Origin of the sequence: Bradyrhizobium sp. Ai1a-2 (genome assembly GCF_000426245.1) — a bacterium.
Classification (GTDB): Bacteria; Pseudomonadota; Alphaproteobacteria; order Rhizobiales; family Xanthobacteraceae; genus Bradyrhizobium.
The window spans coordinates 18535-43436 of record NZ_AUEZ01000010.1; the positions used below are offsets into that span (position 1 = coordinate 18535).

14 protein-coding genes are annotated in these 24902 nt (G+C 64.4%); 3 read left to right on the top strand and 11 right to left on the bottom strand.

The genetic code is table 11. From position 1 onward, the window contains the following. Positions 1 to 4: 4 nt before the first annotated feature. The 3 genes from K288_RS49495 to K288_RS49500 are packed head-to-tail and all read right to left on the bottom strand — an operon-like array spanning position 5 to position 10831. Positions 5 to 1354, bottom strand: a complete 1350-nt coding sequence (locus K288_RS49495; RefSeq protein WP_051334446.1) for a GGDEF domain-containing phosphodiesterase — start codon at positions 1352 to 1354, stop codon at positions 5 to 7. Further along, positions 1341 to 9461 carry a VCBS domain-containing protein gene (locus tag K288_RS0109600; RefSeq protein WP_027579348.1) on the bottom strand — a complete coding sequence of 2707 codons (8121 nt, stop codon included), beginning with the start codon at positions 9459 to 9461 and terminating at the stop codon, positions 1341 to 1343. Before K288_RS0109600 ends, K288_RS49495 begins: the two co-directional genes overlap by 14 nt. Before the next feature lie 11 nt (positions 9462 to 9472). Next, entirely contained in the window at positions 9473 to 10831 is a 1359-nt protein-coding gene (locus K288_RS49500; protein WP_027579349.1) for an HlyD family type I secretion periplasmic adaptor subunit, read from the bottom strand. Between the two features lie 524 nt (positions 10832 to 11355). On the opposite strand from K288_RS49500, the gene K288_RS0109610 reads away from it, so the two are divergent. Further along, positions 11356 to 12372, top strand: coding sequence for a sugar ABC transporter substrate-binding protein (locus K288_RS0109610; RefSeq protein ID WP_043159545.1), 1017 nt, complete (start codon positions 11356 to 11358; stop codon positions 12370 to 12372). Between the two features lie 75 nt (positions 12373 to 12447). Here the strand turns inward: K288_RS0109610 and K288_RS0109615 are convergent, their stop codons facing one another. Next, on the bottom strand, positions 12448 to 13488 hold the full coding sequence (locus K288_RS0109615) for an alpha/beta hydrolase (protein ID WP_027579351.1): 1041 nt from the start codon (positions 13486 to 13488) through the stop codon (positions 12448 to 12450). A 996-nt stretch (positions 13489 to 14484) separates the two neighbouring features. Next, positions 14485 to 15030 (bottom strand): hypothetical protein, encoded by a 546-nt coding sequence (locus K288_RS0109620; protein WP_027579352.1) that lies wholly within the window; start codon positions 15028 to 15030, stop codon positions 14485 to 14487. A gap of 459 nt (positions 15031 to 15489) precedes the next feature. On the opposite strand from K288_RS0109620, the gene K288_RS45135 reads away from it, so the two are divergent. Continuing rightward, the gene (locus K288_RS45135; protein ID WP_051334447.1) at positions 15490 to 16359 is read left to right on the top strand and encodes a DUF3313 domain-containing protein; all 870 of its coding nucleotides are present in this window, start codon (positions 15490 to 15492) and stop codon (positions 16357 to 16359) included. A gap of 28 nt (positions 16360 to 16387) precedes the next feature. On the opposite strand, the gene K288_RS0109635 is transcribed toward K288_RS45135, so the two are convergent. Next, entirely contained in the window at positions 16388 to 17200 is an 813-nt protein-coding gene (locus K288_RS0109635) for a lytic murein transglycosylase (RefSeq protein ID WP_027579354.1), read from the bottom strand. Positions 17201 to 17298: 98 nt separating this feature from the next. Here K288_RS0109635 and K288_RS0109640 point away from each other — a divergent pair, with 98 nt between their 5' ends. Further along, on the top strand, positions 17299 to 18561 hold the full coding sequence (locus K288_RS0109640) for a serine hydrolase domain-containing protein (RefSeq protein WP_027579355.1): 1263 nt from the start codon (positions 17299 to 17301) through the stop codon (positions 18559 to 18561). A gap of 10 nt (positions 18562 to 18571) precedes the next feature. Here K288_RS0109640 and K288_RS0109645 read toward each other — a convergent pair whose 3' ends face one another. The 5 genes from K288_RS0109645 to K288_RS0109665 form a co-directional block, all read right to left on the bottom strand. After that, positions 18572 to 20467, bottom strand: a complete 1896-nt coding sequence (locus K288_RS0109645) for a TRAP transporter large permease subunit (RefSeq protein ID WP_027579356.1) — start codon at positions 20465 to 20467, stop codon at positions 18572 to 18574. After that, complete coding sequence (locus K288_RS0109650; RefSeq protein ID WP_043159546.1) at positions 20464 to 21132, bottom strand: TRAP transporter small permease subunit; 669 nt, start codon at positions 21130 to 21132, stop codon at positions 20464 to 20466. The genes K288_RS0109645 and K288_RS0109650 overlap by 4 nt, the downstream gene beginning before the upstream one ends. A 109-nt stretch (positions 21133 to 21241) precedes the next feature. After that, positions 21242 to 22378, bottom strand: a complete 1137-nt coding sequence (locus tag K288_RS0109655) for a TRAP transporter substrate-binding protein (RefSeq protein ID WP_027579358.1) — start codon at positions 22376 to 22378, stop codon at positions 21242 to 21244. Positions 22379 to 22566: 188 nt separating this feature from the next. Next, entirely contained in the window at positions 22567 to 23778 is a 1212-nt protein-coding gene (locus K288_RS0109660; RefSeq protein WP_027579359.1) for an alpha/beta fold hydrolase, read from the bottom strand. Between the two features lie 39 nt (positions 23779 to 23817). After that, positions 23818 to 24723 carry an AEC family transporter gene (locus tag K288_RS0109665; protein ID WP_027579360.1) on the bottom strand — a complete coding sequence of 302 codons (906 nt, stop codon included), beginning with the start codon at positions 24721 to 24723 and terminating at the stop codon, positions 23818 to 23820. Positions 24724 to 24902: the final 179 nt, after the last annotated feature.

Below are 24902 nucleotides of genomic sequence, written 5' to 3' on the forward strand. Positions count from 1 at the left end.
CGGCCTACGCTGCGGATGTGCCCGCAACGAATTGCTCGAAGCTGGCCGGATCGAGCGGCGGCGAAATTGCATTGCCCTGACCGATATCGCAGCCGTGCTCGCGCAACCAGGCGAGCGAATCTCCGTCCCTGATGCCCTCCGCCACGACCTGGCAGCCGAGGTCGTGCACGAGGTCGATCGTCGAGCGCACGATGATCTGGTCGTTCCGATCGCTGGCGAGCTGGGAGACAAAGAGCTGGTCGATCTTCACGAACGTCGCCGGAATGTATTTCAGATATGAGAGCCCGCTCTGGCCAGTCCCGTAATCGTCGATCTCGATGCCGACGCCCAGCCGCCGAACCTCATCGAGGTGACGCCCGACGCGCACCGGGTCCTTCATCAGGGCGCTTTCCGTCACCTCGATATTGATCCAGCCTGGCTGAACAGCGTGGCGCTCGAGCAGCTCGGCCAGTCGCGCCACGAAACGGTCGTCGCCCACGTCCCGCATCGAGACGTTGATCGAGATCAGGGGATCAAGACCGGCCGCTCGCCAGCGCGCGACCTGGGACAGTGCTGACTGCAGCGTCCAGTTCGTCATCGCATGCACGAGCGTCGTGCGTTCGACGAGCGGCACGAAATCGCCCGGTGGAATGGACCCAAGCGTCGGATGATCCCAGCGAAGCAGGGCCTCGGCGCCGATGCAGCGGCCGGTCGAGAGATCCGTCTTGGGCTGATAGACGAGATGGAGCTGCTCCTGCCCGGCAAGCGCCGGGCCGATATCGCGCAAGAGATGCGCGGCGCGGTGCGAAGCGCGATCAACCACCGGACTGTAGGGGCACCAGGGTTTGCCGCTCTCCAGGGAGCTGCGGGCACCGGCGATAGCGGCCTGCAACAGTTCGGCCACATCGCCACCGTGATGCGGGTAGCAGGCGACGCCGATGCCGACCGAGGTCGCCGCCGGCATGGTCGGCCCGATCGGCTCCCAGCCCCGTATCCCGTATGCGAGCTTGTTGAGGAAAGTCTCGATGCGGTCTGCGGTGTCGACTTGCAGGACGCCGAACCGCGCGGCCGAGAGGCTGTAGAGCCTGGCATTTGTCGGCAAGCACGCGCCGATCGCGGCAGCAGCGGCTTCGTCGAACAGATCCGCGGCGTCCGGTCCCAGGGTACGCGTGAGCTCGTCGTGCTGGTTTGGCGTAGCAGCATCGATAACGACGACCGCAATCTGCCCGTCGACGCGCTGGGGATCACCGATGAAGACGTCGATGTCGCCTAGAAATCGGGCTCGATCGGGAAGGCGCCCCACCGAATGAGGATGCTCCGCTGCCTGCCGCGCCCGAAGGTTCGAACCGCCGGCCATGACGCTAGTGCCCGCCATGGCCTTGGTCCTGCTCTGCAGGCATCGGCTCCTGGGGCGTAGCCGCGGCGGCGAGGCCCGCATCATCGTGGCCGGCCGCCGCGTGAGAGTCGTGACCGTCGGCTCCCGAGCCATGACTATGGTCGATCTGGGCGTCGGCAAAGAGATGATCGGGCGGCGGCGGTTCGTGCGCTCCCTGGTCGGCTCCTGTGACCATGTGGGCATAGTCGGCGGCGCCGCCATGTGGTTGCTGGTCGGCCGCTTGCGCCATTGACGCGTGATCGCTGCTCGGCGACTGGACGAATTCCAGGTAGGCGCCGGCCGTCGAAGGTGTCGTGAATGCTTGATCCGCACTGACAGGACTGGTGGCGGCCTGCGCCGCGCCGCCCATCGCATCATGATCCTGGCCGATGTGCAGTCCCATGTCGCCGTGGCCGTCATGGGCCGCAGGGTCCTGGCCAAGATGCAATCCCATGTCACCATGATCGTCATGGCCAGCAGGGTCCTGACCAAGGTGCAGTCCCCTGTCGCCATGGTCGTCGTGGCCGGCCGGGTCCTGGCCAAGATGCAATCCCCTGTCGCCGTGATCGTCATGGCCAGCAGGGTCCTGACCAAGATGCAGTCCCATGTCCTCATGGCCATGGCCCTGACCGTGATGCGCCCCGTGATCGGCGCTCGCCCCTATATCCGAGTCGGCACGTGACGTCGCGTCCGCGGCAGCGCTTCCGGCCGCCGACTGATGCTCATCGCCGGCACTCGTCACGGAAATATCGCGATCGGCCGCGCCCGCCTCGGCCACCGACGCATGGCCGGTCTGAGCATCTGCCGTCGTCTGGCTCTGGTCGGAGCTCTGCCCATCGCTTGTAGGCGCAGCCGCATCGGCATGCGCCGTCGCCTCTGCTGGCGTACTTGTGGCCGGATGCTGCTGGGCGTCGCTCGCAGCACCGCCTGCGTGAGAGGAATCGTGCGCGACTTGTTCGCCAACCTCCGCCGGCACGAACGCCGTTTGCATGTCGGCGGCATCCGCGGATAGTCCGACATCCTGCACGGTTGCTGCGGCGCCTGCGCCGTCGCTCGCTGCCGCCGTTGCGGGCACGGGATCGAGGTCCTGGAACGAGAACGAGATGTCGTTCCTGTCGAAGCCGGTGTTCTGCACCTGGACGGAGAACTGGATGGTATCGCCCGCATGCAGCTCAGGCTGGTAATCCTGGCCTGCGTTGCTGAACGTGCCCGTCGCGGGATCGAAGGCGACCGTGCCATTGAATCCGTCGAGCCAGCCGGTCGAGACGACAGCGTTCGGATTGTTGACGCCGATCTGCAGGCTCCATCCCTCGATGCTGCCGCCCTTCAGCATGTCGTCGGTCAGGGTGAGCTGGAAGGTCGCGTTATAGCCGCCGCCCCAGCTCGGATTGTACCAGTCGTTGACGCTCACCAGCGTGATGTTTCCACCGGCATCGACCGGAGGCGCAATCTCGCTGACGCTGTCCTGCGCGGCCGGCCCGGACGCTGCATCGCCACTCGCCGCCGCGCTGCTGGAGTCGTGTGCGGATGACGAGGCGTCCGATGGTGACGTCGCCGGCTGAGCCGCATCCTGTGCGCTCGCATGCTGGCTGGGCTCGCTCGCACCTGACGCAGCCGTGTCCGCCTGCGAAGCGGTGTCCGCTGGTGCAGTCGCGGCCGTATCATGCTGGTCGCTGCCGACCGCAGTTGCGCCGGTGTCGGTATGAGCCGCATCCGTCGCCGGCGCGTCACTTGCGGGCGTTGATGACGAGGCATCCGACGATGACGTCGCCTGCTGGCCTGCATGCTCTGCGCCCGCCTGCTGGTCCGACTCGCTGGTGCCTGAAGCCGCAGTCGTGTCCGCCTGTGAAGTGGTGTCCGCAGGTGTGGTCCCGGCCGCATCATGCTGGTCGCCGCCGACTGTAGCGGCGCCGCTGTCGGCATGGGCCGCATCCGTTGCCGGCGCATCACTTGCGGGCGCAGCGCTTGGCTGCTGCGCGTCCGATGAGGCCGACGGCTCGGCTGCCGGCTGCGCGGCGGCCGCAGTCTCTGTTGCATCGCTGGACGCGGCGGCCGTGGACTCTTGTCCATCTGCAGCCGCGACCGTCTGGTCGGCCGGGTGGGTCGCAGTCCCAGCCGCATCGCTGGTGCCGGCTGTCGTCGTGTCTGCCAGATGATCGGATGAAACCTGATCGCTGGTGTGATCCGTCGTCGCGTGTGTGCTGTCCGTCGATGGCGACGCGTCGTGATCCATTGCGACTGCGGCAACGGCAGCAGCAGCGTCCGCGGCCGTGGTATCCGAAGATGTATCGACATCCGGCGCTGGCGCCGCGACGCTGGCGCTGAAGCTCGCCGTTCCCGTGGGCACAAGATCCCTGTCCTGGAACGAGAACGAGATATCGTCCTTGTTGTAGCCGGTGCCCTGCACCTCGACGGTGAACGAGATTTTATCGCCCGCATGCAGCTCGGGCTGGTAGTCCTGGCCTGCGTTGCTGAACGTGCCCGTCGCGGGGTCGAAGGGGACGGTGCCATTGAAGCCGTTGAGCCAGCCGTTCGAGATGGTCGCGTTCGGATTGTTGACGATGACCTGCAGGAGCCATTCCTCGAGGCTGCCGCCCTGCAGCATATCGTCGGTGATGGTAAGCTCGAAGGTCGCTTGATAGCCGCCACCCCAGCTCGGATTGTACCAGTCGTTGACGCCGACGAGCGTGATGTCTCCACCTACATCGACCGGAGGAGGAGGCGCGTCAGCGGTGCCGGTCACGTCGACCGTCACGACCTGCGTTGTCGTCGCGCCGGACTCATCCGTGGCCTGGACCGTGAAGCTGTCGTGGACAACCTGTCCTGGCTGCAGCGACTGGGCGGCATCGTTGTTCAGGGTATAGACCCAGTGGCCGGTCTCGGGGTCGACGGTAAACGAGCCATAGTCCGACGTCGCCGATCCACCCACCGACCAGGTTACGCTATCGCCGACATCGACATCCTTGGCGACGAGATCTCCGCTCGTCACCAGCGTCACGTCCTCCTGCGTCTCGCCTGTGTGTGTACCGGAGATCACCGGCGCGTCGTTGGTGCCCGTCACCGTCATGGTGATCTGTTGCTCGGAGACGGCGCCGTCGCTGTCGGTTACCTTGACGGTGAAGACATCCTGCGCGTGCTGGCCATTTTGCAATCCCTGGGCGGAGTCGTTGTCCAGCACGTAGCTCCAATGGCCGTCCTGATCGAGGGTCAAGTGTCCGTAGGTGCCTTGACCATCGTCCACGACGCTCCACGTCGCCGTATCACCGATATCAGGATCCGTAACCGAAAGCCTGCCGCTCGCGGTCAGGTCCTGGTCCTCGGTCACCTCGCCGGCGAAGGTGCCGGAGATCACCGGCGCGTCGTTGGTGCCGGTGACCGTCACCGCGACCTGATGCTCGCTGGTCGCGCCCGCGCTGTCGGTTACCGTGACCGTGAAGATATCCTGCGCGGTCTGGCCGTCCTTCAGCCCCTGCGCCGAATCGTCGTCCAGCGTGTAGGTCCAGTGGCCATTCTCGTCGACCGTGATCTCGCCATAGGTGCTGTGACCATCGTTCACCACGCTCCAGCTCGCGGTGTCGCCGACGTCGGCATCGCTGCTCGTGAGCGCACCCTGCGCCGTCAGCGTGCCGTCCTCGCCGACTGCACCGGTCGCGGTACCGGAGATCACGGGCACGTCGTTGGTGCCGGTGACCGTCACCGTGACGTGCTGTGTGACCGAAGCGCCTTCGGAGTCGGTCGCTTTGACGGTGAAGATCTCCTGTACGGTCTCGCCGGCCTTCAGGCCCTGGGCGGCATCGCTGTCGAGCGCGTAGGACCACGAACCGTCCGCATTGAGTGTCAGCTCGCCGTAGTGGCCGGTGTCGCTGCCGACCACGCTCCATGTGGCAGTGTCGCCGATATCGGCATCGCTGCTCGTCAGCGCGCCCCGCGCCGTGAGGGTGCCGTCCTCGCCGACCGCACCCGTCGCGGTGCCGGAGATCACTGGCACATCGTTGGTACCGGTGACCGTGACGGTGACATGCTGCGTAACCGAGGCGCCGGCGGAGTCGGTCACCTTGACGGTGAAGATCTCCTGCACGGTCTCGCCGGCCTTCAGCCCTTGCGCCGCGTCGTTGTCGAGCGCGTAGGACCACGAGCCGTCCGGATTGAGCGTCAGCGCGCCATAGTGGCCCGCATCGTCGCCGACCACGCTCCAGGTCGCCGTATCGCCGATGTCGACATCGGAGGAGGTGAGCGCGCCCCGCGCCGTCAGCGTGCCGTCCTCTTGCACGGTCCCCGTCGCTATGCCGGAGATCACAGGCGCATCGTTGGTGCCTACGATTGTGACCGTCACTGTGTGGTCGGTGCTGGTGCCGGAAGCATCGGTCACCCGCACCGTAAATATCTCTTGAACGGTCCCGCCTTCCCTCAAGCCCTGCGCGGCATGGTTGTCGAGCACATAATGCCAACCAGCGTCATTGCCCCGGGAGTCGAGGCCGAGACTGCCGTACTGGCTGTCGCCGTCACCGACGATCTGCCAGGTAAGGCGTCCGCTCTCGTCGTCCGTGGCGGTAAGGACCCCCTTGGCGGTCCTGTCGCCATCCTCTTCGACCGTCCCTGACCCTGTCCCCGAAATCAACGGTGCGTCGTTGGTGCCGGTGATCGTGATCGTCACCTGCTGCGTCACGGTCGCGCCAGACGAGTCGGTCACCTGGACGGTGAAGATGTCTTGCGCAGTGTCGCCCTTGCCAAGCGCCTGCACGTTGGCCGCGTCATTGTCGAGCGCGTAGGACCAAGAGCCATCGGGGTTGAGCGTCAGCGAGCCGTACTGGCCCGTGTCGTCGCCGACCAGCGACCAGGTTGCCGTGTCGCCGATGTCTGCATCCGAGGAGGTCAGTGCGCCCTGCGCCGTCAGCGTGCCATCTTCGGCCACCAAACCCGTTTCCGTGCCGGAGATCACCGGGATGTCGTTGGTGCCGGTGACGGTGACCGTGACCGTCTGGGTGACTTCCGCGCCGGCGGCATCCGTCACCTTCACGGTGAAGATCTCCTGCGCGGTCTCGCCGGCCTTCAGCCCCTGCGCGGCATCGTTGTCGAGCGCGTACGACCAACTGCCATCGGAATTGAGGGTGAGCTCGCCGTAATGGCCGGTGTCGCTGCCGACCACGCTCCATGTCGCGGTGTCGCCGATATCGGCGTCCGAGGAACTGAGCGCACCTTGCGCCGTCAGCGTGCCGTCCTCGCCGACTGCACCGGTGGCGGTGCCCGAGATCACGGGCACGTCGTTCGTGCCGGTCACCGTCACCGTCACTTGCTGTGTGACCGAAGCGCCTTCGGAATCGGTCGCCTTGACGGTGAAGATCTCCTGCGCGGTCTCGCCGGCCTTCAGCCCCTGCGCGGCATCATTGTCGAGCGCGTAGGACCAAGAGCCATCCGCATTGAGGGTCAGTTCACCGTAGTGGCCGGTGTCGCCGCCAACCACCGACCAGGTCGCCGTGTCGCCGACGTCTGCATCGCTGCTCGTCAGCGCGCCCTGCGCCGTCAAGGTGCCGTCCTCGCCGACCGCGCCGGTGGCGGTGCCGGAGATCACCGGAACATCGTTGGTGCCGGTGATCGTCACCGTGACCTGCTGGGTGACCTCGGCGCCCGCGGAATCGGTTGCCTTGACCGTGAAGATCTCCTGCACGGTCTCGCCGGCCTTCAGGCCCTGGGCCGCATCATTGTCGAGTGCGTAGGACCACGAGCCATCCGCATTGAGCGTGAGTTCGCCGTAGTGGCCGGTGTCGCTGCCGACCACGCTCCAGGTCGCGGTGTCGCCGACATCAGCATCGCTGCTCGTGAGCGCGCCTTGCGCCGTCAGCGTGCCATCCTCGCCAACGGCGCCGGTGGCGGTGCCCGAGATCACGGGCACATCGTTGGTACCGGTGATCGTCACCGTGACCTGCTGGGTGACCTCGGCGCCCGCGGAGTCGGTGGCCTTGACCGTGAAGATCTCCTGCACGGTCTCACCGGCCTTGAGTCCCTGCGCCGCGTCGTTGTCGAGCGCGTACGACCAGGAGCCATCCGCATTGAGGGTTAGCTCGCCATACTGGCCCGCGTCGCTGCCGACCACGCTCCAGCTCGTAGTATCGCCGACATCGGCATCGCTCGTCGTCAGCGCGCCCTGCGCCGTCAGCGTACCATCCTCGCCGACTGCACCGGTGGCCGTGCCCGAGATCACCGGCGTGTCGTTGGTGCCGGTGATGGTGACGGTGACTTGCTGCGTGACCTCGGCACCCGCGGAGTCGGTGGCCTTGACCGTGAAGATCTCCTGCACGGTCTCTCCGGCCTTCAGCCCCTGGGCCGCATCATTGTCGAGCGCATAGGACCAGCTGCCGTCGGAATTGAGCGTGAGCTCGCCGTAATGGCCGGTGTCGCTACCGACCACGCTCCAGCTCGCCGTGTCGCCGACGTCGGCATCGCTCGTCGTGAGTGCGCCTTGCGCCGTCAGGGTGCCATCCTCGCCGACCGCGCCGGTGGCCGTGCCCGAGATCACGGGCACGTCGTTGGTGCCAGTGATCGTCACCGTCACTTGCTGTGTGACCGAAGCGCCTTCGGAGTCGGTCGCCTTGACCGTGAAGATCTCCTGCACGGTCTCGCCGGCCTTCAGGCCCTGCGCGGCATCATTGTCGAGTGCGTACGACCAGGAGCCATCCGCATTGAGCGTGAGTTCGCCATAGTGGCCCGTGTCGCTGCCGACCACGCTCCAGCTCGCAGTATCGCCGACATCGGCATCGCTCGTCGTCAGCGCACCTTGCGCCGTCAGGGTGCCATCCTCGCCGACCGCGCCGGTGGCCGTGCCCGAGATCACCGGCACATCGTTGGTGCCGGTGATGGTGACGGTGATCTGCTGCGTGACGGAAGCGCCTGCGGAGTCGGTTGCCTCGACCGTGAAGATCTCCTGCACGGTCTCCCCGGCCTTCAGCCCCTGTGCCGCATCGTTGTCGAGCGCGTAGGACCATGAACCGTCCGGATTGAGCGTCAGTGCGCCATAAGTGCCGTCGCTGTCGCCAACCACGCTCCATGTCGCGGTGTCCCCGACATCGACGTCGCTCGCAGTCAGCGTGCCATCGGCCTTGAGGGTTGCGTCTTCGCCCTTGAGGGCTGCGTCTTCGGTAACCTCGCCTGTGTGGGTGCCGCTGATCACGGGAAGATCGTCGGTTCCCTTGATCGTGACGGTGATCTGCTGGTCGACGACCGCACCAGTGTCATCCGTGGCGTGCACCGTGTAGATCTCCTGCACGGTGTCGCCGGCGTTCAGCCCCTGCACGGCAGGGCTGTCGTTGTTCATGGTGAAGGTCCACCGGCCGTCTGCGTCGATGGTCAGGCTGCCATAGACGCCGGTGCCGCCGTCGACGGTCCAGTGGATGGCGCCTGGCTCCTCATTGGTCGCGAGTTGGCCGCTGGAGGTAAGGATCTTGTCCTCAGCAAGCTCGCTGTCGTGCGCGCCGCTGATGACGGGCGGGGCGTGCGGGCTGACGGTCGGCGGAGTGGTGGACGTGTCGGGCAGCGGCTGATCCGGATAGCTTTGCCCCGGCTGGTTCTGGTTCGCGTCATCATGGCTCGAGCCGCCACCGCCGCCCCCGCCCGGTGCGGCACGCGCCGGCTGCGAGCCGTCGCCAGGATCAGCCGGCCGCGGCAACGGTGCGATCGCGTCGAGAGAGCCGCTCCCGCTGCCATGCACCGTCGGTCCTGACGGGTGGCTGCGCTGCCCGCCGTCCTCTCCCGCGGCATCCTCGACGTAGGCTGCGGCTGCCGCGCCGCCATCGGCGGACGCAACAGGTGCAGCATCATCGGATACGTCCGAGCGATTTTCATCGCCTTGATGGCCGCTCGCCTGGTCTGCCTCGGAAGCAGGAGTCGCATCCGCCGGCGCGCCTTCGTCTTGGCCGGGGATGATCGGCGCCTGGCCTTCGGGGCCGAAGTCCCAACCGATCGGCACTTCCTCGCGCGCCTGGTCGGGCGCGCCGATGGGCTTGTCGATGGCCTTGCCCAGCTTGCCGCTCGTCTCGGTGCCGGCTTTGCGATTGGAGGGGGCAGGCCGTTTCTTATCCCTGGTCTTGTCCTTGGGCTGGCTAGACTTTGCCATCCTACGCTCCTTCAACGTTCGCGCAGGGCCGAATCCAAAGTGACGTAGATGGGTTTCAGCAGGTACTGAAAGATCGTCTTGTCGCCGGTGAGGATGCTCACCTCGCCGGTCATCCCTGGCGTCACGACATGGGATCGGTCAACGCCGACATGGTCCTTTTCGAGCTCGATCTCCGCCACGAAGTAGGGTTCCTGCCCTTGCGGGGTCTTGTCGCTCGAGGGCGAGATGCGGGCCACCTTGCCCTCGATTGCGCCAAAGCGGCCGTATTCGAAAGCGTCGGCTTTCACGAGCGCCTTCTGACCGACATGCACGAAACCGATATCGCGCGGCGTGACCCGCGCCTGCATCAGCACGCCGCCATCGGTTGGCACGATCTCGCACACCGTTCCGCCGGCCTGTATCACCGTTCCGATCGGCGTCTCCGACACCTTGTGCACGATGCCGTTGACGGGCGCTGTGACCTCGATGCCCTGGGAGCGGGTGCGGAGCGCCGCGAGCGTGACATTGGCCTCGTTCAATTGCCCGATGCGCTCGCTGCGCTCGTTGCGCGCATCGCTCGCCGCCTTGGCAGTTATCGAAGCCTGCTCGGCCTCGATGCTCCTGATGCGCGACTTGAGTTCGTCGAGTGACGACACGAGCTCGACATAGGTCCGCTCGGATTGTGCAGCCTGTTCCTCGACGCCGGCGACGCGATTGCGCGCGATCACGCCGAGGCGCGCTCCTTCGCGCGTGCGCTCCAGCAGGTCCTGGGTTGCCTGAAGGCTAGCTTTCGCAGCCGGGATCTTCTGTTCAGCGGATGCAATCGAGGTCTTCACCTCGTTGATGGTATGATCCTTCTGTTCGAGGTCACGCTGCAGCCGCAGCGCTTCCTGCTTGTGAAGCTTGAGGGCTTCATCGACCATCTGCGGATACTGGGCCCGGTACTTCTCCAGGTCGGGGTCCCGTCCGCTGGCAAAGGAGTCCAGCCGCTCGATGTCGATTTCGAGCCGGCCGATGCGTACGTTGCTCAGATCGATATCGCGCAGCAGGTCTGTGGCGCGGAACTTGGCGAGGACCTGACCCGCTGAAACGCGATCGTCGTTGCGCACCAGGATTGCTTCGAGCAAGCCGCCCTCGGCAGTCTGGATATTCTGGACGCGCCGTACCGGGATGAATTCGCCGCGAGCCCGGGCGACTTCCTCGATGTTCACGAATAGCGACAAGAGGACGAGGAGCGCCACCAGTCCGATGACTGCGACGAGAAGATTCCGGACTCCGCGCGTCACCCTCTGGTAGCCGACATCACTCCCGATCTGCGGTGTCTCCCGACGGTCGCGGGCAATCGGCGTCGCAATCCCCTTGTAGGTCTCGCTCTTGGTTAGGCTGTCCACCTTCGTCTCCCGTCATTCCTGACAACCGCTTGCGGTGTCGTCCGGGTCCAGTGCACCTCCCGCTCGAGAACGACGCTTGCTGCAGAACGTCGAGCGATGTTGCCCGACCTTCCCGATTGCAGCGGCGCGCCCATCCCGATCTCGACACGCGGGGTCCGCCGATCGATCTCTGCGATAACACTACTACGTTAACACACGCTATGATAGCGGCAACTCGGCCGCGCACCCGGGCTGCATTGACATCATGGCGTGGCGCATCAAGCCTGAAACTGTCGATCGATAAACTTGGCGCGAAATCCGGAACCGCACGACGTTGGAACTTTTCTAATTGCACAATCTTGAGGCGAGCAGCGAGCGATGCTTTGGAACCAACAGGAACGCGCACTTTTCGTAATCGGCAACGCGCTCAGCGCGAGCGGGCAGCAGGCCGCCAAGTTGATATATGATAAGCTTGCAACCGGATGCGCGTACTGCCACACTTCCACGCAACATCGACGCTGGACGAGTTGACCCAGGAGGCAGGGATGACCGACACGTTGAACAAGAGCAGGCGTGATTTTCTGGCCGGAGCGTCGGCTGGAGGAGCGGCAGCAACGTTTGGTGCCCTGGCTTTCGGCGAGGCTCGAGCGGAGGCGGCTTCTGGCCGCCTGGACAAGCCGCTAAAGGCTGCGTTCTCCAATGGCGGGCTGCAATCGACCTGGTGCGCTCAGGGCAAGGCGGCGGCCGAGTACTGGGGCAGACTGTTCAACGTCGACGTGACCTGGTTCGATGGTGAGCTCGACGCCAACAAGCAACGCGCGGCGATCGACAGAATGGCGTCGCAGAAATGGGACTTCGTTGCCATTCAGGCTCTTGGCACCGGCACGCTGATGGAGCCGGTGCAGAAAATGATCGACGCCGGCATTCCCGTGATCGAGATGGAAACCGTCATCGCGCCCACAAGCGAGCTCAGCATCTATAGTCACCTGGGAGCCGACAATGAGACCATGGGCCGAGCTGTTACCCGCGCACTGGTCGCCAAGCTTGACGGTCGGGGCAAGATCGTCATGACCCAGGGGCCGCTCGACCACAGCGCCGCGCAGGAACGCGCCAAGGGTTTTGAGACCGTGGTGAAGCGGTTTCCCGGCATCGAGGTGCTCGACACGCAGTCGGCCGACTGGGACCTGGCAAAGGTGGCGCGACTGTGGGAGGCGCTCCTCGCCAAACACGCGCGAATTGATGCAGCCTTCTTTCACAGCGACGACATGGCGCTCGCCGCCTACGATGTGATGAAGGCGCACGGCCGCACGAGCATCCTCATTGGCGGCATCGATGCCATGCCACCTGCTCTCGATGCTGTCTTCGAGGGACGCATGTTTGCGACCGTGCGCAATCCGTCGTGTCTCATCCATGGCGGCGCCGTCCTCGCCGGCATCGCGGCGGTCACTGCAGGGAGCAAGCCCGGGATCAACCTTCCCAGGCGCGTCGTTACGGATGGCCCCGTCGTGACCTTCGAGAATGCCGCCGGGGTACGCTGGCTGCAGGATCAATTCCTGATGTGATCTGATGCGATTTGCCCGGTGATCACGCAGGGAACGCCAAACAACCTACGATACGCCTACGCTGCTGGATCACCGCTATTTCGTCAGCGTCGCTCCGGTCTCCGGATGTTGCAGCCATCCGAGCACGGCGTCGTGGAAGCGGGCTGGCGCCTGGATTTGCGGGGCGTGGCCGAGATCGGGAAATTCGATCAGTTGCGCGTGCGGGAGGCGCTTGGCCGCCTCCTTGCCGAGCACGGGATAGTTGCCGAGCTTGGCGCGAATGTCCGGCGGCGCGAGGTCCTTGCCGATTGCGGTGGTGTCCTTGCCGCCAGTCAGGAGCAGCACCGGCGTATTGATGTGCTCGAATTCGTAGAACACCGGCTGGGTCGCGATCATGTCGTAGAGCCGCGCCGAGCTCGACGCCACGGTCTCCCGTCCGGGACCGCGATACAGGCCGGCCAGCATCTGCACCCAGGGTTCGTAGGACGCATCCCAGTTGCCGGAATAATAGGTCGCGCGCTCATAGGCGCGGATGGTGTCGGCGGTCACTTTCTTCTCGCGCTCGTTCCAGCCGTCGAGGCTGAGCCACGGCACGCCCTTGGCCGCCCAGTCCTCCAGGCCGATCGGATCGACCAGCACGAGCTGATCGACGGCGGCCGGATACATCAGCGCATAGCGCATCGCGAGCATGCCGCCGGTCGAATGGCCCATCATCACCGAATGCTCGATGCCGAGTGACGCCAATAGCGCGCGGGTGTTGCCGGCGAGTTGCTGGAACGTGAATTGATAGCGCTCGGGCTTGCTGGATTTGCAGAACCCGATCTGGTCGGGCGCGATCACCCGATAGCCGGCCGCCGTCAGCGCCTTGATCGAGCCTTCCCAGGTGGCGGCGCAGAAATTCTTCCCGTGCAGCATCACGACGGTACGGCCGTTCGGGTTCGACGGCTTGACGTCGAGATAGGCCATCTCCAGTTCCTGGCCCTGCGAGGAGAACCGATAGCGCTCAACCGGGAAGGGATATTCGAAGCCCTGCAATTCCGGTCCATAGGCGGGCCCCTCGTCGGCGGCTGAGGCCGGTGAAATCAGGCTCGCAGCGGTGGTCAATGCGAGAGCGAACAGGGCGGCAAAACGGCTCATCAGGCAATCCTGCAGGTTGGAACGTGAAGCGTCGGACTAACGCAGCACTGTGACGCTATCCAGAAGGCCCGCGATGATTTGTTTGTGATCGGTTTCGGGCCTGGCCGTCTGCTCACGCCGTCATTGCGAGGAGCGGCAGCGACGAAGCAATCCACGCCTCCGCAAGTTGCGCTATGGATTGCTTCGCTCCGCTCGCAATGACGATGTGGCTGCTTTGGGTGCGACATAACAACCCGTCGGGCAAATCAGCCAAAAGTCTGTCCAGCCCTTCGCGTGAAAATATTCCGCTTCCGTCGTCGGGCAAATCAGCACTATGACTCCGCGCGTCTCACGGCGGATGAGGGGCGGCTCGCGATCGTCACGAACGTTGCGGTGGGATGCGGTGGACGTGATGCGCGTGACTGACGAGCATGTGCATCACGGACGGCGAAGTCGTGTGGTTCTGGCGCCCCGACGCTGGCGCTAAGTTTCTGGTGATCGAGCATCGCTGGAGGCGACGGTGGCAAAAAAGCCCGGTCACCGGGAAGAGCACGAAATAAGCCGTAAAACCATCGCGCAGGGAAAGCCGGAATGCTTCGGTTGAACCTGTGGTCCTACTCCCGTGCTTTTTGTTGCACGGGACCCACGGGTGCAACCAGCACCCGGCTTTCCCTGCGCCCTCTGATTTCGAGGAGGGTGGAACGGATGCAAAGCTCGGACGCAACGCGCCGCGAGAATGCGGACTCACACTCGCTGTCAAGTCAAACGTAGGATGGGTAGAGCGAAGCGAAACCCATCATTCACGCGGCTCGCTCCGTCGCCGCGATGGGTTTCGCTTCGCTCTAGAGCATTTTCGGTTCTGATTGAATCAGAACCGAAGCTCTAGATTCTTGTTTTGACGCGTTTTCTTCACGCGAACCGGTATCCACTTCGCTCGAAAACGCTCTACCCATCCTAACGAGACTGCTGTTTGACATTTGAATCGGAACCCCGGCGCGACCTTAGCGCGGGCACAGGTCAAGCGACCGACTTGTCGCGCGCCGAATACCATCCCGTGAATTTCAAGGCTCCAACGATCGCGCCGACGATCACAAAGATTCCGATGCGCGGCGACAGTTGCGGGGCGTGAAGCAGAGTGAGCTCGGTCGCCATGAGGACGGCGAACGCCAATGCCCAGACGCTGGAAATGACGTAGTTCTTTTGCAGAAACTCGGGACTTGCCCAGAACTGCTCCGGGACCGTCTCGCGCGCATATTGGATCGTGAAGGGCCTGCCGGACACCAGCGACAAGACGACAATGAGGAACAGGCCGCAATCGACATAGAGCCGTACGGCGATGATCGACCAGTCGGGATCAAACGTGACGGCATAGAGCGCGATCCCGCTGAACAGGACCGCCGCTCCGATATCCAGCACCTTCGGTGTCTTGCCGGCGATTGCCACGTCGCGAATGAGCAGCGCGGTTGCCACTACCGCCCCGGCGAACAAGCCTGCAACCGATCCGAGCAACCTGTCGATGATCGCAAACGCGATAAACGGCGCAAACGCGAGCAACATTGTCATGCCCTATGATCCAGCTTTACTCCTTGTAGTGTAAGCGTTTGTCAGCCCCGCGGATAATAGCCGTTTCCTATGCCGCCATCTGCCGCGCCAATAGCTGGCCGCTCGACGGGTGCGGGGCAAATCTCAGTCCGCGGTCAAGAGCGAAGGCAGAAGCAATTCCCACCACGATACCGGCAGAGGTTGCGACAGGATTTCGCAATCTTCGATCTGTATTGATCAGAGCATATCTCCGCCTCAATCGGTCGTGCATCTGGCGGTCGTCAGCATTGCCGTCAGGAACAGGACTGCCAGATGGTCGTTCATCGCCCGCTAGAGCATGATCCGGAAAAGTGGAAACCGGTTTTCCCTCGCGACAAACGCGAAGCGTTTGCGCGGAGATCATGCTCAAACAAAGGGCTGGAGCGGGATGACGATTCGAAGAAAAGTCATCACGCTCCAGGGAAGCTGCTCCGATGGCGGATGCGAAATGTGTCCGGTCGCGCCGCGTTGCGGGTTGCGGCGGCGTTGACCGCCGCTTCCCTGATGCCCGGCTGTGCGACGGTGGCGCTGGATCAGGGCGGCTCGCTGACGTCGTATAGTCAGCTCCAGCCCTCCGACGGCGTGGTCACGAAGTCGAAGCTCTATGTGCGTGAAGGTGAAGTGTTGGCGGCGCGCACGGTGCGGATCATCCCCGCGACGATTGCTGACAAGGCAAAGGTGGAGGGGATCACGGACCAGGAGCGCAGACTGGTTGCCAACGCGATCGATCGCTCTCTTTGCGCCGGCCTCAGCGAACGCTTCACCGTGGTGGGCGCGAGCGACGACGCGGATATCACGGTTCATTCGCTGGTCACGGTGATGACCCCGACCGACGAAAAGGCGGTGGCGGCATCGAAAGGGGCATCCATCGCCAAGACCGTGCTGCTGCCCGGCGTGCCGGTACCGGTCCCTCGCATCCCCATCGGCCTCGGCTCATTGTCGGTCGAAGCGGAGGCGCGGGCGCGTGATGGCAAGCAGGAAGCCGCCATGGTCTGGGGGCGCGGCGCCAATGCCCTCTCCGGTTCGGCGCGCGTTTCTCCGTCGGGCGACGCCTACGAACTGGCGAGCGCGTTCGGCGACGATTTCAGCCGGATGCTGGTCACCGGCAAGACGCCGTTCGGAGGGCTCGCGAAGCCGCCTTCGATGGATCGCATCCAGTCATGGGCAGGCGGCGCACCGAAATATGCGGCGTGCGAAGCATTCGGCCGCGAGCCGGGCATCGCGGGCCTGGTCGGGGGAGCGATCGGCGTGCCGCCGGATTGGAACGACAAGGTGCCCGACGCGGGCACGGCGACCGCGCAGGCTCAATAGCGAGACAATGCGCGTGCGATCGCCGCTGTCACCGCGCCGCCGACGCGCGGCCCTCGCCGTCGATCTGCCGGCCCATGATCGCGATCGCCTTCTGATAGACGCCGGCGGCATTCCAGGCTTCGATCGCCGCGAAGTTGGGTTCGCCGGGCTGGTAGCCCGCGCCGGCGCGCCAGCCATGCGCCTTGAGGAAGTTCGCCGTCGAGTTCAGCGCGTTGGCGGCAACGTCGAGATTGCCGGTGCCGTAGGCCAGGATGTTCTTGGGCATGAACTGGGTCTGGCCGACCTCGCCATGCATCGAGCCGCGCGTGGCTCCCGTCAGCACACCCCGGTCGATCAGCTTCAGCGCCGCGTAGAGCTGGTCGGTGAAGAACTCGGGGCGGCGGCAGTCATAGGCGAGGGTGGCGATCGACGACAGCATGTTCTGATTGCCGCGCTGGCTTCCAAAGCCGGTCTCCATGCCCCAGATCGCGATCAGCGGCCCGGGCGGGACGCCGTAGCGCTGCTCGATCGACGCAAACAGCGCCGCCTGGGACTGCTTCAGCGAACGGCCGCGCGCGACGATGGTCGAGGCGCCGCGCTTGGCGAGGAACTGGTCGAGCGACAGGCCAAAACTCCGCTGGCCGCGATCGGCGGCGATGGTCGCGCTGGCATAGTGCGTCTGCATCAAGGCGGCGACGGCGGTCTGTCCGATGCCCTTGCCGCTTGCCTCCCGGGCGAATTCCGCCTTCCAGGCCTCGTAACCTCCCGGGCCGTTACCGCATTGCGCGGCTTTGGCGATGCTGCCGAAAGGCGCCAGCGTCGCCAAAGCGATGAAGGTGGCGGTTGCGAGTTTCCTGGTCATATCGAACTCCGTTGGTCGCCAGACATGATTTAAGCATAAATTTGGCAGACCGATAAATCGCATAACAATCGGGCGAAATCCGCCCCCTGGGAGGAATCATGAAAAGGCTCATCGCCGCGGCCGTGGCTGCCGGTCTCGTTCTCGAAATGGCACATGCCGCGCCGTTGCCCGAAGCCAGGCCGGATGAGCTCGGCTTCTCGGAGCAGGGTCTGGCCCGGATGGACGATTTCTTCGCCCGCGAGATTGCGGCGAAACGGGTGCCCGGCGCGGTGGTTGCGATCGCCCGGGACGGCAAGCTCGTGCACTACAAGGCCTATGGCCAGCTCGATCCGGTCAAGGGTACGCCGATGCCGCTCGATGGCGTGTTCGCGCTGGCGTCCATGACCAAGCCGATGGCCGCCGTCGCCGGCTTGACGCTGATGGAGCAGGGCCGCCTGCCGCTGCAGGCCAGCCTCGCCAATTACTATCCGGCCTTCGCCGACATGAAGGTAGGCGTTCCGCAGGTGGACGGTTCGTTGAAGATGGAAGCGCAGGCTTCGCCGATCACCATTCATGACCTCTATCGCCACACCTCCGGCCTGATGTACGGCGGCCGGCCGGACAGCGCGAGCCCGCTCGCGCGCCTTCACCCCGACGGCACGGCGCCGGCGATCGAGGGCGATACGTCAGCCTTCATCGATCGCATCACGAAGCTGCCGCTGGTGCACCAGCCGGGGACGGAGTTCGAATACGGCTTCTCGATCGACGTGCTCGGCGCGGTGGTCGAGAAAGTCACCTCGCAGCGGCTCGGCGATTATCTGGCCGCGAATGTGTGGCAGCCGCTCGGCATGAAGGATGCCACCTTCCACCCGTCGGAGGGGCAGCACGATCGTCTCGCTCGTCCGTTTCCGAACGACCCGCTGACGGGCAAGCCGCAGAGCATCAAGCTGCTCGACACCGCGACCAAGTTCGACTGCGGCGGCGCCTGCTCGTTCGCCACCGTCGGCGACTATCTCCGTTTCGGCCAGATGCTGCTCAACGGCGGCGAACTCGACGGCAAGCGCATCCTAGGCCCCAAGACGGTGCATCACATGATCTCCAACCACCTCGGGCCTGAGATCAAGAACAACGTTGCGAACGTCGAGCCGCATCGCGGCGGCTTCAGTTTCGGCCTCGGGGTGGCGGTGCGAACGAGTGAAGGCCTGTCAGCGGTCCCCGGCAACCCCGGCGAGTTCACCTGGAACGGCGCCTACGGCACGCAGTTCTTCTGCGACCCGAAGGAGCGGCTGGTCGTGGTCGTCGGTACGGCGGCGCCCGGCGAACTCCGGAAATACTACCGCGAGCAGGTCCAGGACATCGTCTACGGCGCCATGGTGCGGTGAGGCGACCACCTCAATTCCCGTAGAGATAGTTCGGCAGCCACAGCGTCAGGCCGGGCCAGATATACATCAGCACCATGCAGATGATGACGATCAGCATGTAGGGCATCATGCCGGCAAAGATCTGGTTCAGCGTGACGTGCTTCGGCGCCACCCCCTTCAGATAGAAGGCCGACATCGCCACGGGCGGCGACAGGAACGCCGCCTGCAGGTTCACGAAGACGAGGACGCCCCACAGAACGGGATCGATGTTGAAGTGCTTCAGCATCGGCAGGAAGATCGGCACGAAGATCACGATGATCTCGGTCCATTCCAGCGGCCATCCCAGCACGAAGATGATCGCCTGCGACAGGATCATGAACTGGACCGGCGACATGTTGAGCGACAGCACCCAGCTCTCCAGCAGCGCCTGGCCGTCGAGGATCGCGAACACAGCCGAGAACAGCGCCGAGCCGACGAACAGCCAGCACACCATCGAGGTGGTCTTGGCGGTCAGGAACACCGCTTCCTTGGTGCGCTTCCAGTCCAGCGTCCGCGCCTGGAAGGCGAGCAGGAAGGCACCGGCGGCGCCGACCGCGGCCGACTCGGTTGCAGTCGTGATGCCGAACAGGATCACGCCCAGCACCACCACCGTCAGGATGCCGAGCGGCATCACCGAGGTGATCAACAGCCGCAGCACCTCGAACTGCTCGGCCTCCATGGTCCAGTAATAGTAGAGAAGCAGCAGGCCGCAGATGCCGGCGATGAACGCGAAATAGGTGTAGAACTGCGGCGGTGGTCCAAGCTCCGCTGGCGCTGCGGTGGTCGTGCCTCGCAGTTCGGCATTGCCCATCTCCTGCAGCACTTCCGGCCCGTTGTTGGTGGCGGCCTCCGACCTGCTAGCGCCGCCGCCTAGCTCCTCGAGTTTCTCTTCGCTTTCTTGCGCAGGCTGCGCGCCTGCGCCAAGCGGCTGAAGCGTCTCAGGCGCTCGTTGCTGCTGCGCGGCGGCCGGCACCTGCGGCGCAATATCCGGCTGCTGGTGAATCACGACGTACCACCAGGCAGCCCACAGCGTGGCCAGCGTCAGCACCAGCGGCACGAGGGCGTGGGCGAGGCTCGTCAGCAGCATCGAATAGGTGACGCGGGTGCCGTCGACGCTGGCGTTGACGGCTTTTCCAGGCATCACCACGGCCGCCAGCAGCGCCGGCAGCATCTTGCGCGAGTACGACTGCTGCAGCTTGGCGATCCAGGGCCGCACCGGCACCCTGGTTTCGCTTTCCGGAAGCTTCGGGGCAATCTTCGGGTTCAGGAGCGCCCAGCCGACGATGTAGAGCAGATAGAGGAAGGCGAGGAAGAAGCCCGGAAACATCGCCGCAGCATAGAGCTTCACCACCGACTGCCCTGCGACCGCGGCGTAGACGATGATCATCACCGATGGCGGGATCAGGATGCCGAGCGTGCCGCCCGCGGTGATGACGCCGGAGGCGAGCTTGACGTCGTAGCCGGCCTTCAGCATCGGGTTGAAGGCGATGACACCCATCAGCACCACGACGGCGCCGACCAGGCCTGAGGCGATGCCCCAGAACGTGCAGACGATCAGCGTCGCCACCGCGAGCGAGGCCGGCAGGCGGCGGAACGCGAGCTGGATCGAATAGAACATCTTGTCGACCAGCGCGCCGCGCTCCATCACGTAGCCCATCAGCACGAACAGCGGGATCGAGATCAGGACGTCGTTGGTCATCGCGCCATAGGTGCGCTGGACCATCAGGTCGAAGATGTGATTGTCGCCCCAGGCCTCGCCGCCGCGGTGATAGGCGAAGAAGCCGAAGAACATGCCCAGCCCCATCAGCGTGAACGCCGTCGGGAAGCCCATCATGATGACGACCACGATGAGGACGAGCATCAACAGCCCGAGTGCCGGATCGCTCATCGTTGCAGGTCTCCGCCCATGCCGCGCTGCCGCGCGCTTTCCTCGATGTCCTGCGCATGCGCGATCGCGACCTTGCGCGATTCCTCGTCGACATATTCGCTGTGCGCGAGCTGCTCCTCGACGACGTCGATTTCAGAAACGTCCTTGAGCCGGCTCGGCCAAACACCGTTCTTGAGGCACATGATGCAGCGCGCGATCTCGGCTGCGCCCTGCAGCAGCACCAAGGCTCCGGCCAGTGGGATCATGAACTTGAAGTGGTAGACCGGCGGGCCGTCGGCGGTCACGTTGGAATGCTCGTTGATGCGCCAGGAGTCCAGCGCATAGTCCCAGCCGGCGTAGACCAGCGCTGCGATGCCGGGCAGGAAGAACGCGAAATACAGCACGAGGTCGAGGGAGGCCTGCATGCGCGGCCGCATCGAACTGTAGAGGAAATCGCCGCGGACATGTGCGTTCTGCGCCAGCGTGTAGGCGCCCGCGATCATGAACATGGTGCCGTACAGCATGTTGGAGGCATCGAAGATCCAGGCCGTCGGCATGTTGAGGATGTAGCGCTTGAAGACTTCGGCGCAGACGAGGCCCATCAGCCCGACCACGAGCCATGCCGCCGCCTTGCCGGTCCACGTGCTGACGCCGTCGATAATGTACAGGAAACGCTGTGCGTTCATCTGTGTTTGCTGCCACCCGTTTGGAGGCATCCGGTTGCCGTAGAGACAACGGAAGCGCCATCCGGGATTGGTGTCCCGGATGACGCTTTCGGTCGTGCGAGGCGCCCGGTCAGCTCTTCTTCTTGGCGTTAGGTCCGAAATAGTGGTTGTAGGCCATGCGCCGGTTGACCACGGTGTCCTGCTCCCATTGCGTCGCGCGCTTGGCGAAAGCGAGCTGGGATTCGACGATCTCCTTGAACAGCGGGTTCTCGGCGGACTTCTTCTCGACGACCTGGTCGTAGACTTCGAGCTGCTTCTGCAGGATCGCGTCCGGAGTCTTGTAGAACTTGACCTTGTCCTTGGTCTGCAACTCCTCGTAGTCCTTCGAATAGCGGTCGATCGCCTTCCAGGTCATGTCCTGGCTTGCCGCCTCGACAGCATTGGCGATGATCGCCTTCATCTTCTCCGGCAATGCATCGAATTTCGTCTTGTTGAACATGATCTCGAACTGCTCGGCGTTCTGGTGGTAGCTCTGCAGCATGCAGATCTTGGAGACGTCCGCGAAGCCGAGGACGCGATCCGAGGTCGCATTGTTGAACTCTGCGGCATCCAGCAGGCCGCGGTCCATCGCCGAGACGATTTCACCACCCGGCAATGCGTTGACCGCGGCGCCGAGGCCGGTGAACACGTCGATGGAGATGCCGACGGTGCGGAATTTCAGGCCCTGGAAGTCCTCGACCTTGGTCATCGGTTTCTTGTACCAGCCAAGCGGCTGGGTCGGCATCGGCCCATACGGGAATGAGACGACGTTGGCGCCGATCGAGGCGTAGAGCTTGGCGAGCAGCTCCTTGCCGCCGCCGTATTTGTGCCAGGCGAGCAGCATGTTGGCGTCCATTGCGTAGCCCGGACCGGAGCCCCACAGCGCCAGCGCGGTTTGCTTGCCATAGTGATAGACCAGCACGCCATGGCCGCCATCGAGCGTGCCCTTGGAGACGGCGTCGAGCAGGCCGAAAGCGGGCACCACGGCACCGGCGGGCAGCACCTCGATCTTGAGGTCGCCGCCGGTCATGTCGTTGACCTTCTTGGCGTAATCGAGCGCGTATTCGTGGAAAATATCCTTGGCCGGCCAAGTGCTTTGCCAGCGCATGTTGATCGGGCCCTGCGCGCTGACAATGGTGGGCGCTGCAACACTTGCTGCGGCGCCCGCGGCCGCAACCTTCAGGAAGCGACGGCGGCTGGACGTACTGTCTTTATTGGATTTGGTCATGGTTTCCTCCCTGCCCATTTTTGATCTCGATCCGTTGGGGATCTGTTTTTTAGGAAGGAAGACAAAGGCGTGCGCGGCGGTTTGGCAAGAACGTTCCCGATGATGCGACGCTAGGACGCGGCCTGTGGAGCAAAAGCCTCGTGGCGCGCTTCCGGGTTTATTCCCTATCGGACAGAATAAACCGGGTGCTACGAGAACTGTTCATCCAGCCAGTCCAGCATCCTTAGATTGAGGAGCGAGCGATTCCTCATCTCGCAATGCTCGCCGGCGCCCTCGTTGGCGGAGAAGCACATCAGCGTCTTGCGGCAGCCGAGCGCATGGAAGAAGGACGGCGTCGCCGCCGCAATCGGATCGCTCTCGGGCATCGTCAATAGCGTGGGGCAGCGGATCAATTCGGCATGCCCCTCCATGGTGAACTGCTCGGCGGAGCGCAGATAGTCGCGGAGATTGTCAACGCCGTGGACCCAGAAGCCGCGCTGCACCACCTTCCAGCGCAGGTCCCGATCCGCCTTGATGATCGCGTCAAGATGGTCGAGCAGCGGCTGGTCCAACTCTCCGAGGTCAGATGCGGCCTCGCGCGTCGCGCCCAGCTTGTTCACGACGAAATCGCGAAAGCCTCCGGCCATGCTCCAGGTGCCGGGATCGGCGATGAGCGCTGCGATCCGGTGCTCCTTCGAGGCAGCGCGCGGTGCGAGGTAGCCGCCGAGACTCCATCCGCTCAGGGCGATCCGATCCGGATCGACGATCGGCTGCGTCAGGGCGAAATCCACGACCGCCGCAATGACCGTCTCCCAGTCCGGCCGCAGGCGAATGCCGTATTCGTACAGCATCGCGCCCTGGCCCGGACCATCGAACAGCAGGCAATGATAGCCGCGCCGGGATGCTGCGACCGCAGAGGCGAAATACATGTCGGTGATGGTGGCGTCGTAGCCGTTGGTGAGAATCAGGAGCGGCCGGACTTCGCGCGCGCGACCTTGGGCAGGAATGAGATAGGCCGGCATCGATGCGTCGCCGAAGGCGATGCAATGCGGTTCGACCGGCGGATCGGACAGCGCGAGACCCCTGTCGAAGGCGTAGAGCTGCTTGCGAAATGCTATCAGCAGCCGGGGATCGACCGGCTCGCCATAAAGCGGATGGTAGGAGGTGGCATAGAACACGCTTGCCCGGAGATACAAATCCCTGGCGCTCTCTCCGTGTCCCTTCGCAAGCGCCGAGGCGGCCTCCTGCGCCAGCCGGTCGGCGGCCGCGTTCCATGCCGCGTAATAGGCGCTGTCGTCGCCACTGCCGACGGTCCGGGCCACGGCTTCGATTTCGCCGAAGTCGGCGCCGCCATAGGGGATGTAGGCCAGTGGCCAGGTGCCGAATTCGTCCTGAAGCTTGTCCTTGAAGAGAATGGTCATGGGTGCATCCTCCGGATGCGTCTTCGTTGGGCCGTCGCGTCACAGCAGCGCGATGACCGACCACCAGCCCCACGCCGTCAGGATCGAGAGCGGGACGCCGATGCCGATCAAGAGGGCGACGAGGTCGGGCTCGAGATCGTGGTCGATCGCGATGATGCTGGCGCCGAGCATCGGCGGCATCGCCATTTCCAGCATCGCCACCTTGGCGACGGGGTCGCCGGCCTGGCGCAGGGCGATGTACATCAGCATAATTGCAAGCGGCGCCACGAACAGGCGGAAACCCAGTCCGACGCCGAGCGCCGCGAGCCGCCCCGAGATGCGGTCGAGCCGCAGCGCATAGCCCACCGCCGCGAGCGCGATCGGCGTCAGCGTCTCGGCGAGGGAGTTGACGATCTGGGTCAGCCATTCCGGCCGCTCCAGGTGATTGGTGGCGAAGGCGACCAGGATCGCGATGAAGGGCGGAAAGGTCACGATGCGTTTGGCGACCGCGCGCCAATCGAAGTGGCCCGCGCTCGCAACGGAAGCGATGGCAAGCCCGAGCGTCGACAGCGCGAGATAAGAACCGAACAGATCGATGACGATGCCAAGGCCGAGCCATTGGCTGCCTGCGAAGGCTGCGATCATCGGCAGGCCGACGAAAGAAGTGTTGCCCCATCCCGCGACCAGCAGCAGCGCGCCAGCGCGGTGCGACTTCCATCGGAAGGCGTGGCAAAGCGGGATGATGACGATCAGCGCCAGCACGACGCCGATCCACGGCGTCGCCGCCGCAAGCCACCAGTCGGGATGCAGCTTGAGTTCATGCACGCTCCGCAGGGCAGCGGCGGGCAGGGCGACGTTGATGACCCAGCCGCCAAGCGCCTTGGTGGCCGTATCGGGCAGCCGCCCCGACCAGCGCAGCGCAATGCCGATAGCAAGACTGACAAAGATCAGGATAATCGGTTGCATTGAGTATCTCGCAAACAAAACATTTGCCGGCCGGCACGATCCGTGCCGGCGGCGCACGCAACGAAAGCGATAATGGCGTTCTCGGGAGCGCGTACGGCGCATCACTCGCCGAACGCGGCGCGCAAAACAAATACTGTTTGAATATGCGGGTATAGCGGGCGCCAATAGCGGCGCGATCG